The organism is Marinoscillum sp. HNIBRBA16962, assembly GCF_057801515.1.
Genome location: NZ_CM173603.1, coordinates 4,848,132 through 4,865,814, shown reverse-complemented (window position 1 = coordinate 4,865,814; position 17,683 = coordinate 4,848,132). Strand labels below are relative to the sequence as shown.

Genomic DNA, 17,683 nt, shown 5'->3' with positions numbered 1-17,683 from the left:
CAAAATTGTTTAAAAAAAATCAGACGATGTAATTCATCCGATCATTCATTAGCTTTGCAGCGATTATGGTTACCGACGAAGTTTCGCTTGTTCGGTATTAAAAGGGAATCCGGTGCGATTGGCAAAGTGCTGATCCAGTCCGGAGCTGTCCCCGCAACTGTAATTCCGAAAAAATGTCTATCACATCTTGCCACTGTCCTGACGATAAATGTCACGATGGGAAGGCGATAGACAAGGAAAAGCCAGGAGACCTGCCACAATCATTTAATTTTTTCTAAGCTTCGGGCGAAAGCTATAGGAACTTGATAGACTTTAAGTTTACCATACTTCCTGTTTCTTTTCCGATGGCTTTGAATTGACTTTAAAGTTTGATTCATGGTCATGAGAATATACGTTTTTTTCCTTTCATGGGCACTGACTTTTGTAGTTGTTGCACAGCAGGATTCTGTGCTCTTAGACGAAATCACGGTTTCTGGCAACCACTTTCAGCGATTTTCCGCTGGTGGTAACTTCCAGCAGATAACCTTGCAGCCCGGTGACTTTTCATTGGAAGAGGCACTAAATGATAAAAGCTCGATTTATTTCAAGTCGTACGGCAATCAGCAGTTGGCTACTATTTCTTTTCGAGGAACTTCAGCAAGCCAAACCAATGTGCTATGGCACGGTATACCTGCCAATTACCCCACCTTAGGTCAGATGGATTTTTCTCAATGGCCGGTTTGGTTTATGGAGTCGCTGGACCTTCAGTCAGGTGGGGATGGAGCACTTTATGGGAGTGGGGCAATTGGGGGGACGGTAATGATAGATTCTAATCCTTCGGCCAGAGAAAACCCCGTCGCTCAAGTGAAGATGGGGATTGGGAGTTTTGGTCGGAACTTCATTGGAGTAAAAAGTGCGTATAAAAGTGGGAATCTAACCGGTGATACACGCCTTTTCCGAAGCTATATCGAAAATGATTTTGATTACACTTTGAATGGTGAAGAATTCACTCAGGAAAACGCCTCAGTTTTAAATTTTGGACTTCAGCAAAAGCTAAACCTGGAAATATCTCAGTATTCCCATCTTTTTGCAGATGCTCAGCTTACGCTAAATGATCGTGATATCCAGCCATCAAAGCTAAGTCCGGATCAGAATGATCACTTAGAAACTGAAAATATAAGAGTAGCAGCAGGCTATGAGTTTAACGGTAAAAGTAGCAACTTCAGTAGTACGCTGGCTTTTCTGCGTAATGATCAGATCTATAATGAAACGGATCAAACTTTTTCTAATCAGTATTCAGCTTTAATAACCTATTGGCTTGAAGTAAATGACAAACTGGCTCTAAGAGTTGGCTCAAATGTGAATTTATCTACAGCTAAAGCAGAAAATTATACGGAGAATTTCACGGATTTTCGATCAGATATTTTTGGGTCTATTGAGTACCAATTTTTGCCGTGGTGGAAAAGCACTCTAAATCTCAGGCAGTCTTTTTACCAGGATCATTTTCCGTTTACCCCTTCATTGGGTACCCAGCTAAGCATTTACCAGGATGACGATGATCATATGGTAGCAAACCATAAACTATCCGTTGCTTTTCGTTTTCCAACACTAAACGATCGTTATTGGCAACCTGGTGGAAATCCGGATCTGAAGCCAGAAACAGGTTTTACACACGAAGGCGGCTTTACGTGGAAAAGAAAAAAGGGGAACTGGGGGAATACATTTTCATTCACTACTTATCAGACCTGGTATGAAGACTGGATTATCTGGCTTCCAACTACAGCTGGCTTCTGGGCACCGCAAAATTTCCGCTCTGTTAATATTTACGGTTTTGAAGCTGGTAACACATTTAAGATCAGTATTTTAGGAAATCCACTTAAAATAGCTGGTGGATATGCCTTTACCAGATCTTTGAATGGGGCGGGTACCAATTCAGGCAACCAGTTACCATATTCACCACTCCACAATGCAAATTTTCAGGTTCAGAAAAACTTTCAGAAAAAGATCTCTGCAACTGTTAGGAGTCAGCTTACAGGAAAAAGGTATACCACCCTGGATAACACAGAAATTCAGTCTGTGGCTTCATTTTTTCTGGTGGATTTAAGAATTGATAAGGAATTTCATATGGGAAAGCTAACCTTAATAGCAGACGGAAGCATAAAAAATCTATTTGACCAGGACTATGAAAACCTGATCAATCGAGCTATGCCCGGAAGAAACTATCAATTAAATCTTTTAATCAAATACAAATAGTTATAACATGAGAAATTACTTTTTTAAATGCTTTTTATTTTTTCTGCCATTGCTATGGATCTCTTGTGACAGCAATGATCCCGAGCCTGAGAATACAGGTCAGTTTGAAGGCGGAGTTTTTGTTGCCAATGAGGGGAACTATGGTGAGGGAGACGGATCCTTGAGTTTTATAAATGCAGAGGGTACAGTAACCAATAATCTTTTCAGTTCTGTTAATGACAAATTGCTCGGAGATGTAGTCCAGTCTATTCATATTGGTGATAATGATCTTTTATATACAGTGGTTAACAATTCCAATAAGGTAGAAGCAGCGAGTATAGATAGCCTTAAATTAGAGTTTACCATTGAAAATGTTTCGTTACCCAGATATATGACTTCTTTAGATGGGAAAGGATACCTGACAGAATGGGTGAGTTTTACAGATCCTGGGCAGGTAACAATTTTTGATCTTGAAACGGGTTCAATAGAAAAGTCCATCACTACGGATTTTGGTGCTGAAGGAGTCATTATTTCTGATGGTAAACTTTTCGTGTCAAATAACTTTTCTACTACTGTGTCAATTGTTGATTTGAATGCAGAAGAAAAGACCGGAGATATCCAGGCCGGAAATAGTCCTTCGCAAATGGTTTTGGATGCTGATGGAGATGTGTGGGTAGTCTGTTCCGGGGGGTCTGATGCTAATTATAACCCACTTAATGATGGCAAGCTTATTGAAATAGATCCTGAAAGTGAGGCTGTTAAAAAGGAAATAGAGTTGAATACAAATCTGTCTGGCAAAATAGCTATAAATGCTGCAGGCACAACAATATTTTACTTGATAGGAAATTCGATATATACTATTGAAACTTCAGCTACTGCTCCTCCGGAATCCTCCTGGGTGACTGAGTCTGAGGCAGTCTCTTTTTATGGCATTGGTGTTGGTCCGGATGACAAAGTGTATGCTGCAGATGCTAAAGGATTTGCTGAAAACGGTGAAGTCTTCCAGTATTCTACAACGGGTAACCTTGAAACTACTTACAAGGTAGGCCGGGGGCCAAATGGATTTGCCTTCAATTAAATAACTGATCCACTGCATGGCGGACAGATAGTTCGCCTGCAGTTACTTTTCCTTTCAAGTCTTTCAGTTTTTCTTTAGAGACTTTGTTTGAATAGAAATCCTCTTCCAGTCGGTCCTTGATCAGGCTGTGAAACCATTTGATCTTCTGCTGCTCGCGTTGCTTTTGGAAGTAGCCGTTTTCAGTGGTCTTCTGTTGAAATTCATTAATGGTCGAAGCGATGTTTTCAAGCCCGGAATTTTCAATGGAAGAACAAATTTCCACCGGTACCGTCCAACCTGACTCGTGGGGTGGAAATAAATGCAAAGCATTAGCGTAAGCTTTTTTGGCTTGTTTTGCGGGTTTCAGGTTTTCACCATCTGCTTTGTTGATGACCACAGCATCTGCCATTTCCATAATTCCTCTTTTGATACCTTGTAATTCATCCCCTCCACCGGCTAGCATTAGTAGCAGGAAAAAGTCAACCATATCTTTTACGGCAGTCTCAGATTGTCCTACTCCCACCGTTTCCACTATAATGATGTCATACCCTGCAGCTTCGCAAATAGCGATTGTTTCTCGGGTTTTTTGTGCCACTCCTCCCAGGGAGGTTCCGGAAGGGGAGGGCCTGATGAAAGCATTGGGGTCAGTAGAGAGCTTGGTCATTCGTGTTTTGTCTCCCAAAATGCTTCCCCTGGAGATCGTACTGCTGGGGTCTATGGAGAGCACCGCTACTTTTTTACCCTTAGCGGTGAGGTAGCTCCCAAATGCATCGATGAAAGTACTTTTACCAACTCCCGGAACACCTGTTATACCAATACGTATACTATTACCTGTTTTTGGGGTAATTTTGTCCAACAATCTGGCCGAAAGTACTTTATCCTCAAAAAGTCGACTTTCGACGATACTTATGGCTTTACCAAGTATGATTCGGCTTTGTTGGTCGATTCCCTCTAGGAGTTGATCTAAAGATGGACGATTTTTGAAGTGATCTTTCATAAAAAACTTGCGAATTGCAGGTAAAATTGTTTAATTTCAATAAAAAATTGAATTTTACCTATTTTTGATTGGTCGAATGGTTTAATGAGTTTTAATTGCGAAGGCAAATTAATTCTTTTTAATCACCGCTAAAAAAACGACATGTTTAGAAAATTTTGGTTAGACGTAATACTTGGGACAGTATTCATCTTCGGTTTGATGGGCCTTTTCCAAAGTGTAACTGCCTTCAAGATCTTTGACATATTTGACCCGATTGGGCAAGCCTTTGAAGACATGGAATTTACCGATGTAGTGTTTTCTCAGCTTCGGGAAGATCCGGTAGGTGAAGAACGCATTGTATTGGTAAATTTAAGTTCACTACAGAGGGCTGAAATCGGGATGATGCTGCAGATTATCAGCCAGTATAACCCTGCTGTGATCGGTATTGATTCTTTCTTCTACTTTCCTAAAGAAGATACGCTGGGAGATCAGATGCTGATGGAGGGGATGGCTAGTGTGGAAAACCTGGTGCTTGCATCTAAATGGCATCCTCATGAAGATGATCCGCTACAGGATTCGGTGGCTTACTCATGGGAGGGTTTTAATCAGCATGCCACCTCTACCGGCTTTGTGAACCTGGTTACGGATGCTGAAAATCAAGAGGATCTGAAAATGTGCCGAACCTTCGTACCAAAAACAACTATCAGGGAAGAGCAGCACCTGGCTTTTGCCGTGGAGCTGGCAAAGTATTATGACCCTGCTCTGGCACAAAAGTTTATTGACAGAGGGTACGAAGAAGAGGCTATTAACTTTAGAGGAAACGTACTTGATTACGGAGCTACCAAGTTTGGTACGAAGTACTTTGCATTGGATGTACCGGATGTCTTTCAGGAAAATTTTGTGCCTGAAATGATTGAAGGAAATATCGTCATATTTTGTTATCTGGGTGAGTACCTGGGAGATCGTGAGTCATTGGAGGATAAGTTCTTTACACCGCTAAACAAAAAATATATCGGCCGGACGTTCCCCGATATGTATGGCGGAGTGATCCACGCCAACATCATTTCCCAGATATTGAATGAAGATTACATTAATGACATGACGGATAATCAGGGAATTGTACTTGCAATAATTCTTTTGTTTCTCAATGTTGCCTGGTTTTCTGTCATATATAAACGAGTACCGAAATGGTATGATGGTCTTACCAAGCTGTTTCAATTACTTGAAATCGGGGTATTGATATACGGCATGATTTATGTCCTGGATAAGTTCAGCTATAAACTAGAATTGGGTATTGCCCTCTTTGCCGTAGCGCTTGCAGGAGACGCTTTGGAAGTTTACTATGGTGTAGTGAAAAACTCACTCACCAGGGAAGGTAGAAAATCACTATTTAAAGTTGATAAATTATAAACTAAAAACACACATTCAATAAACGCTAATGATTATGAGAAAGTTAATTTCTTACGCCTTTGCTACAGCGATGCTATTTTCAAGTATAATGGCTTTTGCACAAGCTGATTACGCTTTTAGAGTACTGGCTAACAAAGGAGCAAACAAAGTGAAAAAAGCTAATAGCAGTGAGGCAGTCTCTTTGAAGACTGGTTCTAAACTATATGCTGGAGATGAGATTATTGCCGGTGAAGGAGCATACATCGGATTAATGCATAATTCCGGTAAGACCACTGAGATCAGAGGTTCCGGTGTGAAAAAGGTATCTGAATTGGAGAAGACGATCAATACTGCAAGCAGTAGTGTATCCAGCAGATATGCAAAATTTGTAATGAACAAGTTAAATGAGGAGGATGAAACGACAAATTACCGTGCCAGACTGAATGCAACGGGAGCGGTATCCCGGGCTACAGGTTCTGCAGCGATCAATGTGGTTGCTCCTAACCAGGCCGACCTCATGGGTGATGTAGCCATCCTTAGATGGAATGCTCCAAAAGGAATGGAAGAAGGTGGAACTTATTTGGTTAAGATCGAAAACATCTTCAACGAGGAGATCTATACAGAAGAGACTGACAAAACGTCAATCGAGCTAAATTTCGCTGACGAGGAGTTGGCTTACGATATGGGTCTTTACCTGGTAAAAGTATACAAAAAAGGAGATGAAGAAATCGCTTCTAATGAAGTTGGCATCAAAAAAGTGAAAGCCAATGATAAAGTAGAAGTTCAGGAAAGCCTGGCCAGCCTGAAAAGCGAAGTTTCTGAAGATTCTCCATTGAACAAGATCATCTATGCTTCTTTCTATGAGGAAAACGGATTGATCCTGGATGCACTGACCAAATATGAGGAAGCCATCAAAATGTCTCCGGATGTAGATGACTTCCAGGAGCTATATGCAAGCTTCCTGATCAAAAACGGTCTTGCTGAATAAGTAAAGGATATAAATTGTCATAAACCCTTTCACTCCCGGTGGAAGGGTTTTTTTATGTCTGAAGGAATTTATTCAGAATTTCCGTAGCAGCTTTAGCGATAACTGTGCCCGGACCAAATATGAAAGCAACACCCTTTTCCCGAAGAAACTTATGATCCACTTCCGGGATAATTCCTCCTGCGACAACCATGATGTCCCCTCTTCCTATTTTCTTTAGCTCTTGGATCAGTTCGGGGACCAGCGTCTTATGTCCTCCGGCTAATGAAGATGCCCCTACAATATGTACATCATTTTCAGCAGCCTGCAGTGCTGCTTCAGCGGGAGTTTGAAAAAGCGGACCAATATCCACGTCAAAACCCAGGTCAGCAAATGCTGTGGCAATTACCCGGGCGCCTCTGTCATGACCATCCTGTCCCATTTTAGCCACCAGGATCCGCGGTCTGCGCCCGGCCAGCTCCTCAAACTTATCAGCCAGTGAAATGGCTTTTTTAAAATCATCGTTCTGTTTTATCTCTGATGAATACACTCCTGAAATGGTTTGGTTCCTGGCCTGATATCGCCCAAATACTTTTTCCATAGCCAGTGAAATTTCTCCGAGTGTTGCCCGGTTTCTGGCTGCATCTATAGCTAAAGATAACAGGTTGCCTTCATTCGTTTCTGCACATGTGGTGATTTTTGAAAGACTTTCAGAGGCAAGCTGTTCATCTCTTTGTGCTTTCACCTGATTGATTCGTTCTATTTGCTTTCTACGCACCTCAACATTATCCACCTCAAGCAACTCGATCTCCACCTTTTCATCATACTGGTAGCGGTTTACCCCCACGATGGTTTCTTTTCCTACATCTATTTTGGCTTGTTTTCGTGCAGCTGCCTCTTCGATTTTCATTTTCGGGTAGCCCTGTTCAATAGCCCTGGCCATACCACCCATCTCCTCGATTTCATTGATCAGCTGCCATGCCTCCTTAACCAGTTCATCAGTGCGTTTTTCTACTTCCAGTGATCCTCCCCAGGGATCTACTGTCTGGGTAATGTTGATTTCGTTTTGCAGGTATTTTTGAGTTTCACGGGCGATAGCAGCTGAATAGTCCGTAGGCAGGGCAATGGCTTCATCCAGCGCATTGGTATGGAGTGACTGGGTGTGCCCGAAGGCTGATGCCAGCGCTTCAATGCAGGTTCTGGCTACATTGTTATACGGATCCTGAGCAGTGAGACTATACCCCGAGGTTTGGCAGTGAGTACGCAGGGCCATGGATTTGGGGTTTTCAGGATTAAACTGTTTTACCAGTTTAGCCCATAAGACCCTGCCAGCCCTCATTTTGGCGATTTCAGTAAAGAAATCCATGCCTATACCCCAGAAGAAGGAGAGCCGGGGAGCAAACGAATCGATGGAAATGCCAGCATTAAGTCCGGTCCTGATGTACTCCAGGCCATCTGCAAGTGTAAAGGCTAGCTCAATAGCGGCTGTCGCTCCAGCTTCATGCATATGATAACCACTGATGCTGATCGAGTTGAATCGGGGCATGTTTTGGGAGGTATACCTGAAAATATCTGCAATGATCCGCATCGATGGAGCTGGAGGGTAGATGTAAGTGTTCCTTACCATAAATTCCTTCAGGATGTCATTCTGGATAGTTCCAATCAGTTGCTCGGGCTTTACACCCTGCTCTTCAGCAGCTACAATGTAAAAAGCCATGACTGGCAATACCGCACCATTCATGGTCATGGAGACCGACATCTTGTCCAGAGGGATTCCATCAAAGAGGATTTTCATATCCTCTACTGTATCAATGGCTACACCTGCTTTTCCTACATCACCAGCTACTCGTGGGTGGTCACTGTCATATCCTCTATGCGTGGGCAAATCAAATGCTACAGACAATCCTTTCTGTCCCGCAGCAAGGTTTCTCCTGTAGAATGCGTTGGATTCTTTAGCGGTGGAAAAGCCCGCATACTGCCTGATGGTCCAGGGCCTGATAGCATACATAGTAGCATAAGGACCTCTGAGGAAGGGAGGGGTGCCAGCAGTAAAACCCTCGTGCGGGTAAGTGATTCTGGTCTGACCCGATTCAGGCTCGCCAATAAGTTCGTCAAATGATAAATCCAGTAGTTTTTTCATGACTTTATTTAGTTACCTGATCCCAGATTGCTTTAGCTACCTGATCTGTTAATGCCTCAATAAAATAGGACCCGCTGCTAAAATCTTTTACGATATCCAGCTTTGCTTCGTGCCTGATGAGGTTACCAATGTTTCGACTTATCCGATGGGCTCCATTTCCTGCCCAGCCTGATTCACCGGGATGGAAGGTGATGCTGTCCGTTCCGCCTATGAGACAGGCTAGCCCTGTTGTTGTTTGCTTAAGTAAATGATCACTTTCGGTAGTTCCCGGCAGAGGTTCTGAATGGATGTGAATTTTATGATACTCAGAACCACAGTGGCTGGCAAGCTTGCTGAGCAATAGACGAAGTGCTCTGAACCGTGCGATCTCGGGAAAGAAATTATTCCCGGGCCTGAGAAAGATAACCAGGTTACTAAAAACGGTAGTAGGATTTCCTTTCTCTATGTGGGTGATTACTGATCGAATTATACCTGCAGATTGTGTGATGATGTTTTCCCCGTCAGAAGGTTCGATCACCAGGTTTTTAAATGAAGGAAAACTGGCAATAATATTTTTGCCAAAGCCTTTTAGGTTTTCAGGAAGGGAACCAATAGAGACCGGTTCTCCCTCATGCTCCAGTGCGATGTAGCAATGCTTTAGTAAAATCCCGTCAAACAGCTTATCGGTATTGATGTTTTTTAGGTTTCCCTTAAACAGTATTCCATTGCAGCCATTCATTAATGCTGCCCTGGCATGCTGGTTGGCTTCAGTCTCATTTTGTATTACCACACGTTCATATTGCGTCCAGCTTTCCCCGGTCAGCGTTTGCGACATATTTTTCAAATAACCCGTGTGGCGAAGGTCAGACTGGTCGTAATAAGCTTTCAGATCAAGTCCCGGCAGGGCTGACCACTTAAGCCTTTCTTCGGGATCTTCACCCTTCAGGAGCTCAGATGCAGCTTCTTTCCAGGCCTCGTAATCTGCCCGGGGAAATTCATCAAAGTTGGGTTCCTGTTTTTTCATGCTGTTCAAAGGTTTCGAAATCAGCTGGGACGCGTAAGTTGAGCCTACGCTGTGTCCCGGCATTGCTCATTTCATGGGTGATGTAAAAATAATTTTTTAAATGCACAATTTTGTTTGGTCCGGGAAAACTTCAAAAAAAGATTTTTTGTATTTTTCGAAGAATTTTGATTTCAAATGCAGCATTGGTTAGAGAATAAAAGGATTATAAAAAGTCAAGGTCAAAAGTCATTTTTTTCTTAAAGAATTATTCAGCAAATTTGATGTCCCTCTTTCACTAGGGTATCCTTTTTTGGTATTTTTTCCAAATTAAAAATATAAATCGCCGATGCATGGAATTACATGGGAAAAGTGCCTTCTTTTCATAAAGGAGCGCATCCCAGCACAAAGTTTTGCGACTTGGTTTGAGCCTATTGTCCCGATTAAACTGGTAGAGGACGTTTTAACCATTCAGGTTCCAAGTCAATTTTTTTACGAATGGTTAGAGGAAAACTATGTGCACTTATTAAAACAGGCTATCAAATCTGTAATAGGTGAAAATGGGCGATTGGAATATTCTGTTGTGGTAGATCGAGGGGACGAACAGGTAAAACCAGTAACTGTAAATGTATCTGGTTCCAGTAACAGTCAAAACAAGAACCGGGTGAACGGATTTGATGCGTACAAAAATCCGGACTTTTATCTGGAGCTTAAGGAAAATTCCAATCTGAACCCGAATTATCGTTTTGATAATTTTGTAGAAGGGGACTGCAACCGTCTGGCAAGATCTGCAGGGTTTGCAGTAGCAAAAAAACCGGGTGTTACTTCATTCAATCCATTGATGTTTTACGGGGGAGTTGGTTTGGGTAAAACTCACCTGGTACAAGCCATAGGAAATGAAATAACCAGTGAGGACTCGAGCAAGCGGATCATCTATGTGGCCTCCGAAAAGTTTACTAATCAGTTCATCGATGCGCTCAAGAACAACAACATTCAGGACTTTATCAATTACTACAAAGAGGTAGATGTTCTTATTCTGGATGATGTTCAGTTTTTGAGAGACAAAGAGAAGACGCAGGAGATTTTCTTCCATATTTTCAACCATCTGCATCAGGGAGGCAAACAGATTGTGATGACCTCTGATTGTGCGCCCAAGGACCTGAAAGGATTACAGGAGCGATTGGTTTCACGATTTAAATGGGGACTTACAGCAGACCTGCAGGCTCCTGACTTTGAAACGAGGATGGCTATTATCCAGAAAAAAATGCAGGCAGATGGCATTGATATCCCGGATGATGTGCTGGAGTATATTGCCTACACAGTAGACACAAATATTCGTGAGCTGGAAGGTGTGATCATCTCTTTGATTGCCCATGCTTCTCTGACGCGCTCCGAGATGAATCTTGAGCTGGCTAAGCAGATCCTTAAGAATATTGTGACTGATATTGATTCGGAAGTGGGTATCGATTACATCCAGAAGACTGTGTCAGAATACTTCAATGTGCCCCAGGATGATCTGAAAGCTAAAACGCGAAAGAAGGAAATTGTAATTGCCCGTCAGGTAGCCATGTATTTCTCCAAAGACTACACAAATCACTCACTTAAGTCCATAGGTTACCACTTTGGTGGGCGGGATCATTCCACAGTGATTCATGCAGTGCAGTCTGTAAATGACATGATAGATACCAATGCAAAGTTTCGGTACTCAGTAGATGAGTTGAAGAAAAAGCTGAAGATCAGGACGGCAGTGGCCTGATGAAACTGACAAAAACATTTAAAGAAAAGGGCAGATCAAAACCAAATGATCTGCCCTTTTTTAATATTCTGAAGAAAGGCAATTAGAAGTAATAAGGGTAGTAAACTTTACGGCCTCTCTTATCTATGCCTGAGATGATTACCCGTCCTTTGATCTTTTCCAGGATCTCGGAAAACTCTTTGGGGCTTTCAATAGCCCGGTTGTTAATACTGGTCACAATGAACCCTTCAGGAATCCCCAGCTCAGCGAAGATGCCGTTTGATCTGTAATCGACCACTTTGACTCCATTAGGGATGCCCAGGAGATCGCGTTCCACCTTGGGAACGGACTCAAAAGTAGCAGCAAGCCATTCTGAAGTAAAAGTATCTTTTCGAATGATACCCGTAGTCCCTTCTCTGTTGGTCAGGGTAATTGTTTTAGTTAATTTTCGACCATCTCGCTCTATTTCCAGATCAATTTTGTCACCAGGGTACAGGTTACCGATATATTCCTCCAGATACGCTTTGCTGTCAATACGCTTACCATTCACAGATCGGATTACGTCTCCTTTTTGAAGCTTATCAGTAGAGGCTCCCTCACGCTGTACATTTGCTACGATCACTCCGGAGAGGTTCTCCAGGTTCATCTTTCGGGCAAGCTCACTATCGATATCCACAAATTCCGCTCCTGTAAATGCCTTCTGTACCTCACCATAGTTTTTAATATCTTCAAACACCTTCCTCACAATGTTTGAAGGGATAGCAAAACCATATCCTGCATAAGAGCCGGTGCGCGATAGTATAGCCGTATTGATTCCGATAAGCTCGCCTTCCATGTTTACCAAAGCTCCCCCACTGTTTCCGGGATTGATTGCCGCATCAGTTTGTATGAATGATTCTATGGGGAATTTATCTCGCAGAATATTGATATTCCGACCTTTGGCACTAACAATCCCTGCTGTGACAGTAGAGGTCAGGTTAAACGGGTTCCCCACGGCCAAAACCCACTCACCTACATTTACCTCATTGGAGTTTCCAAAGGAAATGGCCGGTAGTCCCTGCTCCTCCACTTTGATCACAGCCAGATCCGTACTCGGGTCTGTGCCTACCAATTTGGCGTCCATTGTCCTTTTACCATAGATCACCCGGATTTTATCCGCATCATCCACCACGTGATTATTGGTGACAATGTATCCCTCCTCAGACAGGATAACTCCTGATCCACTGCCTATTTGCTGAGATGACCTTGGCTCAAAGAACCAATCCAGCCAGTTGCCGGTACGATATTCGTATTCGCTCAGCGTTTGTATAAATACCACACTGCCTTTGCTATTATTGGAAGCGAACACAAAGTCATTATCAGCATCGGCAGGTAGTGGCTCATTGTTGCTCACAGGTTGTGCCGTAAAAGCTTTGTTTTCTTCATATTCACTCAAAGCTGCTAGTATCCGTTCTGTTTTTACCGGCTTATCCGCCTGAGAGACGAGGTAAAAGGTGAACAAGCTGCCTGTAATGCCAGCCAGCACTGCTATGAAAGTGGTTCTTAAAAATGTAGATTTGATCATTTACTTATGCATTTAGCCAATTAAAGTTATATGAAATGAGCATAGATGTCCGGCCTGTGCGGCCCAGCCTGTGCGGCCCAGCCTGCGCGGCCCGGCCTATTTTATCAACTTTAAACATATGAATAAGTTGCTTTTGGTTTTGTTAAAAATTATTAAATCCTCCCTTACTCATTTCTTTCAAAATTTATGCCGGACGAAAGTTACTGACAGTTAGGATTTAGAGGACTCATTTCTTTTCTTTGAGTGTTTTTATGGATTATGGGAATACGATCAGTACTTAGCAAACCTTTTGCTGCATACATTAACTATGAGACCAAAAAGTGGGCTCTCAATGCTGGAAAATACCAGGATAATATCCTGATGTCTATTGTCTCGAAAGCCTCAAAAACGGTTTTTGGCAGTGATCATCATTTTGAGGAAATCAAAACTTACGAAGATTTTAAAGAGCGTGTTCCTATACGGGATTATGAGGCGCTTTCGCCTTACGTAAAGAAAATTCTGGACGGAGCATCTGATGTTCTATGGCCGGGAAAGCCAGCATATTTTGCCAAAACTTCCGGAACCACCAGTGGAACGAAATACATTCCTATTACTAAGGACTCCATCCCAAACCATATTAATTCAGCCAGAAATGCCATTTTGTCATATGTTTATGAAACAGGAAATAGTCGGTTTTTGGATGGAAAGCTTATTTTCCTGTCAGGTGCACCCACGCTGGATCAAAAAGCAGGCATTCATACCGGTCGGTTATCCGGTATAGTCAATCATCATGTGCCGGGATATTTAAGATCTAACCAGATGCCTTCCTATGAGACAAATTGTATTGAGGATTGGGAAGAAAAGGTAGACCAGATCGTGGAGGAAACCCTCAAGGAAGATATGACCCTGATCTCAGGCATACCGCCATGGGTTCAGATGTATTTTGACCGCTTAAAGGCGAAAACAGGGAAACCCATTAAAGATGTTTTTCCGAATTTTGAGATGTTCATTTATGGTGGTGTGAATTTTGAACCCTACCGGGCTAAGCTTTTCGAAACCATTGGAAAGCAGATAGACTCGATAGAAACCTACCCGGCTTCCGAAGGTTTTATCGCTTACCAGGATTCTCAAAAAGAAGAAGGGCTGCTTCTGCTTGCTAACAGTGGGATCTTTTTTGAGTTTATCCCGGCAGATGAGTATTTCGATGAGAACCCCACCCGTCTGAAGATCGATCAGGTGGAGCTGGGAGTCAATTATGCCCTGATCATCAATAGCAATGCCGGCCTTTGGGGCTATTCTATAGGGGATACAATCAAGTTTGTGAGCAAAGATCCATATCGATTGCTGGTCACCGGACGCATCAAGCACTTTATCTCCGCTTTTGGAGAGCACGTAATAGGCCAGGAAGTGGAAAAGGCAATGCGAGCTACCTGTGCGAAGTTTCCTGAAACAGAGTTGATTGAATTTACAGTAGCACCCAATGTGACTCCTGAATCAGGGTTACCACTTCATGAGTGGTATATATCCTTTGCGGCGGAACCAAATGACCTTGCTGAATTTGAAAAAGAGTTAGATTTGCAACTTCGCGATCTCAATGCCTACTATGATGACCTGATCAGTGGCTCAATTTTGAGACCTTTACAGATAATCAGACTGACAAAAACTGCATTCATTGATTACATGAAATCAATTGGTAAGCTTGGCGGACAAAATAAGGTGCCCCGGCTTGCTAATGACAGGAAGATTGCAGAGGCTATGCAGGATTTTAAAGTGTGATGGAAGATTCGAATCGTAAAAAAATTGCCCTACTGGGATCCACAGGGTCCATTGGCACTCAAACGCTGGACGTTATCTCCCGTCATCCGGATCGTTTTCAGGTGGAAGTACTTACAGCGCAAAACAACGCTGACCTTCTTATAGAGCAGGCCTGTAAGTTCAGGCCAAACACGGTTGTGATCGGGGATGATCAAAAATATGATCAGGTATTTGACGCCCTGGATCCGATGGATATTAAAGTTTATGCCGGCGAGAATGCTTTGGCATCTGTTGTTGAGATGGAAACGGTAGACCTGGTGGTGACAGCCCTGGTAGGATATTCAGGTCTTGTTCCTACGATCAGAGCCATCAAAGCAGGCAAAGATATTGCATTGGCTAATAAAGAAACCATGGTAGTTGCGGGCCAGCTGGTGACGGAACTTGCTCAGAAACACAAGGCCAATATCTTACCCATTGACTCTGAGCACTCTGCCATTTTTCAGTGTATTGTGGGGGAGTTTGATAACCCTATCGAGAAGTTGATACTGACTGCATCCGGTGGTCCTTTTCGGGGCAAAAAACGTGATGAGCTATCGAAGATCACAAAGCACGAGGCTCTGAAACATCCTAACTGGGATATGGGTGCCAAGATCACCGTAGATTCTGCCAGCCTAATGAACAAAGGACTGGAAGTGATCGAGGCTAAGTGGTTGTATGGAGTGGTTTTGGACAGGATTGAGGTGGTTGTTCATCCTCAGTCTATCATTCATTCTATGGTGCAGTTTGAAGACGGGTCCATAAAGGCACAACTTGGACTGCCCGACATGCGTATTCCTATTCAGTACGCACTCACTTATCCGGAGCGGTTTAAGGCGGATTTTCCGAGATTTGATTTTGCAAACTACCCTCAACTGACATTTGAAAAGCCAGATCTGGAAACTTTTCGTAATTTGCAGCTTGCTTACGATGCTATCAGTAAAGGTGGGAATCATCCCTGCATCCTCAATGCGGCAAATGAAGTGGCTGTAGCGGAATTTTTAAAAGACCGTATTGGTTTCTTAGAGATGTCGGATGTCATAGCTGAGTGTATGAGCAGAGTTAGCTTTGTAAAGCACCCTGAATTAGAAGATTATATAAATACAGATAAAGAGACAAGAATACTAGCGACAGAATTAATATAAGTAAATGGAAGGAATTATTATGACTGCCCAGCTGCTGCTCGGGCTATCGATATTAGTGGGATTGCATGAGTTGGGGCACCTTTTGGCAGCTAAGGCATTTGGGATGCGCGTGGAGAAATACTCTATCGGATTCCCACCAAAGATCTGGGGAAAGAAATTTGGAGAGACGGAATATTCAATTGGAGCTATCCCGCTGGGGGGCTTTGTGAAAATATCGGGGATGATTGATGAATCGCTCGATACTAAAAATTTAACGGCCGAACCAGAACCCTGGGAGTTTAGAGCTAAGCCTGCCTGGCAGCGACTGATCGTGATGCTGGGGGGGATCATTGTGAATGTGATCACAGGGATTGTCATTTTTGTCTGTATGGTTTATGTAAATGGTGAATCATACCTTACTAAAGAGCAGCTCAACGAGCACGGGATAGTAGCCTACGACCTGGGGCAGCAGCTTGGATTACAAACCGGAGACAGGATCATCAACATCAACGGACAAGATTTTGAGAAGGAAAGTGACCTGAGAAGTCCTGATGTATTGCTTGGCACAAATGGGTATTATACTGTGGAAAGAGGCGGAGAACAAATCCGCATTGATATCCCAAATGATTTCATAGACAAGTTTTCTGATAATAAAGCTTCATTTTTCGCGCCACGAATGCCTTTTGAGGTGGGGCGGGTTGTGAAAGGTAGTCCTGCCGATGAAGGAGGACTCGAGGTAGGGGACGTCTTTGTGTCTTTAAACGGGACTAAAATCACGTACTTTGATGAGCTAAGGGCAGCCTTAGATACGCTGAAAAATGAGGTTATTTCAGCTGTGGTACAGCGGAGTGAGCGACGAGTGCCTTTGAACTTTGAAGTGGATGAAGATGGTACCCTTGGTTTTTATCAGTCACCTACCCTCGACTATACACATCGGGATTTCGGTCTGGGTGAGTCTGTCGCAAAAGGCACCCAACAGGCTTTCAATGTGGTTTTTTATAATATCCGGGCTTTTGGTAAAATGTTTTCCGGTGATGTGTCGCCTTCCAAATCCCTTTCCGGTCCTATTGGTATTGCTCAGTTTTTCGGTGGTACCTGGGATTGGCAAAACTTCTGGAGGATTACCGGACTGCTTTCTATGGTACTGGCATTTATGAACTTACTCCCGATACCTGCATTGGACGGAGGACATGTGATGTTTCTGACCTGGGAAATTGTCACAGGCCGCAAACCGAGCGACAAATTTCTGGAGAATGCTCAGAAGATAGGCATGATCTTGTTATTAGGACTTATGAGCTATGCGATCTTTAATGACGTGTATAAGTTGTTTTAAAGAACTGTAATAGATTCATATAATTGTTCTGGCTTTGCCGGGTTGTACAAGTGAAACTCCACCCGGCGGTTGATCGCGCGATTACGAGAAGATTTCCCCTCCATCAGGGGTTCTTTTTCTCCAAACCCCTCGGAGCTTACTCTTAGGGGGTCTATACCAGCAGAAATAATGTATTGGCGGATGTTTTTAGCTCTTCTAGCCGACAAATCCAGATTATATTCGTGAGATCCTTCTTCATCGGTATGACCTTCAATTTGGAGTTGGTATTCCGGATTATCGAAAAGGAATTTCACTACTTTTTTTAAATCACTGTACATTGACTCTTTTACAGTGGCGCTATCAAAATCAAAGTTTATGCTCTTAAATGTTATGTTATTGGAGATTTTATGTGTTTTGATGTCCAAACTGGAAGGGCCATTTAGTCTGAATTTTTTCTCCACT

13 protein-coding genes and 1 riboswitch are annotated in these 17,683 nt (G+C 42.9%); of the genes, 8 read left to right on the top strand and 5 right to left on the bottom strand.

Annotated features, from left to right (window positions below; genetic code table 11):
- Nucleotides 1–49 precede the first annotated feature (49 nt).
- Nucleotides 50–273: riboswitch (cobalamin riboswitch) on the top strand.
- A 108-nt stretch (nt 274–381) separates the two neighbouring features.
- Together AC3E9V_RS20280 and AC3E9V_RS20275 are read left to right on the top strand one after the other, a co-directional pair.
- The gene (locus AC3E9V_RS20280) at nt 382–2,232 is read left to right on the top strand and encodes a TonB-dependent receptor (protein WP_488749992.1); all 1,851 of its coding nucleotides are present in this window, start codon (nt 382–384) and stop codon (nt 2,230–2,232) included.
- A 7-nt stretch (nt 2,233–2,239) separates the two neighbouring features.
- Nucleotides 2,240–3,289 carry a DUF5074 domain-containing protein gene (locus AC3E9V_RS20275; RefSeq protein WP_488749991.1) on the top strand — a complete coding sequence of 350 codons (1,050 nt, stop codon included), beginning with the start codon at nt 2,240–2,242 and terminating at the stop codon, nt 3,287–3,289.
- On the opposite strand, the gene meaB is transcribed toward AC3E9V_RS20275, so the two are convergent.
- A complete protein-coding gene (gene meaB, locus AC3E9V_RS20270) occupies nt 3,282–4,265 on the bottom strand; it encodes a methylmalonyl Co-A mutase-associated GTPase MeaB (RefSeq protein WP_488749990.1) in 984 nt (327 codons plus the stop codon). The genes AC3E9V_RS20275 and meaB overlap by 8 nt on opposite strands.
- 141 nt (nt 4,266–4,406) lie before the next feature.
- Here meaB and AC3E9V_RS20265 point away from each other — a divergent pair, with 141 nt between their 5' ends.
- Together AC3E9V_RS20265 and AC3E9V_RS20260 are read left to right on the top strand one after the other, a co-directional pair.
- Nucleotides 4,407–5,654 carry a CHASE2 domain-containing protein gene (locus AC3E9V_RS20265; RefSeq protein ID WP_488749989.1) on the top strand — a complete coding sequence of 416 codons (1,248 nt, stop codon included), beginning with the start codon at nt 4,407–4,409 and terminating at the stop codon, nt 5,652–5,654.
- Between the two features lie 34 nt (nt 5,655–5,688).
- Entirely contained in the window at nt 5,689–6,621 is a 933-nt protein-coding gene (locus AC3E9V_RS20260; protein WP_488749988.1) for a hypothetical protein, read from the top strand.
- Between the two features lie 52 nt (nt 6,622–6,673).
- Here the strand turns inward: AC3E9V_RS20260 and scpA are convergent, their stop codons facing one another.
- The gene (gene scpA / locus AC3E9V_RS20255; RefSeq protein ID WP_488749987.1) at nt 6,674–8,737 is read right to left on the bottom strand and encodes a methylmalonyl-CoA mutase; all 2,064 of its coding nucleotides are present in this window, start codon (nt 8,735–8,737) and stop codon (nt 6,674–6,676) included.
- Between the two features lie 4 nt (nt 8,738–8,741).
- Nucleotides 8,742–9,740, bottom strand: coding sequence for a methylmalonyl-CoA mutase family protein (locus tag AC3E9V_RS20250; RefSeq protein ID WP_488749986.1), 999 nt, complete (start codon nt 9,738–9,740; stop codon nt 8,742–8,744).
- Between the two features lie 325 nt (nt 9,741–10,065).
- Here AC3E9V_RS20250 and dnaA point away from each other — a divergent pair, with 325 nt between their 5' ends.
- Nucleotides 10,066–11,472 carry a chromosomal replication initiator protein DnaA gene (dnaA, locus tag AC3E9V_RS20245; RefSeq protein WP_488749985.1) on the top strand — a complete coding sequence of 469 codons (1,407 nt, stop codon included), beginning with the start codon at nt 10,066–10,068 and terminating at the stop codon, nt 11,470–11,472.
- 82 nt (nt 11,473–11,554) lie between these two features.
- Here the strand turns inward: dnaA and AC3E9V_RS20240 are convergent, their stop codons facing one another.
- Complete coding sequence (locus AC3E9V_RS20240) at nt 11,555–13,015, bottom strand: trypsin-like peptidase domain-containing protein (RefSeq protein WP_488749984.1); 1,461 nt, start codon at nt 13,013–13,015, stop codon at nt 11,555–11,557.
- Nucleotides 13,016–13,273: 258 nt separating this feature from the next.
- Between AC3E9V_RS20240 and AC3E9V_RS20235 the strand changes: the two genes are divergently transcribed.
- Genes AC3E9V_RS20235 through rseP form a run of 3 tightly spaced genes read left to right on the top strand, consistent with a single transcriptional unit; the run spans nt 13,274 to nt 17,242 of the window.
- Nucleotides 13,274–14,770, top strand: a complete 1,497-nt coding sequence (locus AC3E9V_RS20235) for a GH3 auxin-responsive promoter family protein (protein ID WP_488749983.1) — start codon at nt 13,274–13,276, stop codon at nt 14,768–14,770.
- Nucleotides 14,770–15,930, top strand: coding sequence for a 1-deoxy-D-xylulose-5-phosphate reductoisomerase (locus AC3E9V_RS20230; protein ID WP_488749982.1), 1,161 nt, complete (start codon nt 14,770–14,772; stop codon nt 15,928–15,930). The genes AC3E9V_RS20235 and AC3E9V_RS20230 overlap by 1 nt, the downstream gene beginning before the upstream one ends.
- Nucleotides 15,931–15,934: 4 nt before the next feature.
- Complete coding sequence (gene rseP / locus AC3E9V_RS20225; RefSeq protein WP_488749981.1) at nt 15,935–17,242, top strand: RIP metalloprotease RseP; 1,308 nt, start codon at nt 15,935–15,937, stop codon at nt 17,240–17,242.
- Here rseP and AC3E9V_RS20220 read toward each other — a convergent pair.
- Nucleotides 17,239–17,682 (bottom strand): OmpA family protein, encoded by a 444-nt coding sequence (locus AC3E9V_RS20220; RefSeq protein WP_488749980.1) that lies wholly within the window; start codon nt 17,680–17,682, stop codon nt 17,239–17,241. The genes rseP and AC3E9V_RS20220 overlap by 4 nt on opposite strands.
- Between the last annotated feature and the right edge of the window lies 1 nt (nt 17,683).

Excerpts from the sequence above, each read along its gene's own strand:
- AC3E9V_RS20240 (WP_488749984.1), bottom strand. The coding sequence starts at position 13,015 with ATGATCAAATCTACATTTTTAAGAACCACTTTCATAGCAGTGCTGGCT.
- AC3E9V_RS20230 (WP_488749982.1), top strand. The coding sequence starts at position 14,770 with ATGGAAGATTCGAATCGTAAAAAAATTGCCCTACTGGGATCCACAGGG.
- meaB (WP_488749990.1), bottom strand. The coding sequence starts at position 4,265 with ATGAAAGATCACTTCAAAAATCGTCCATCTTTAGATCAACTCCTAGAG.
- AC3E9V_RS20265 (WP_488749989.1), top strand. The coding sequence starts at position 4,407 with ATGTTTAGAAAATTTTGGTTAGACGTAATACTTGGGACAGTATTCATC.
- AC3E9V_RS20235 (WP_488749983.1), top strand. The coding sequence starts at position 13,274 with ATGGGAATACGATCAGTACTTAGCAAACCTTTTGCTGCATACATTAAC.
- AC3E9V_RS20250 (WP_488749986.1), bottom strand. The coding sequence starts at position 9,740 with ATGAAAAAACAGGAACCCAACTTTGATGAATTTCCCCGGGCAGATTAC.
- AC3E9V_RS20275 (WP_488749991.1), top strand. The coding sequence starts at position 2,240 with ATGAGAAATTACTTTTTTAAATGCTTTTTATTTTTTCTGCCATTGCTA.
- dnaA (WP_488749985.1), top strand. The coding sequence starts at position 10,066 with ATGCATGGAATTACATGGGAAAAGTGCCTTCTTTTCATAAAGGAGCGC.
- rseP (WP_488749981.1), top strand. The coding sequence starts at position 15,935 with ATGGAAGGAATTATTATGACTGCCCAGCTGCTGCTCGGGCTATCGATA.
- AC3E9V_RS20280 (WP_488749992.1), top strand. The coding sequence starts at position 382 with ATGAGAATATACGTTTTTTTCCTTTCATGGGCACTGACTTTTGTAGTT.
- AC3E9V_RS20260 (WP_488749988.1), top strand. The coding sequence starts at position 5,689 with ATGAGAAAGTTAATTTCTTACGCCTTTGCTACAGCGATGCTATTTTCA.
- scpA (WP_488749987.1), bottom strand. The coding sequence starts at position 8,737 with ATGAAAAAACTACTGGATTTATCATTTGACGAACTTATTGGCGAGCCT.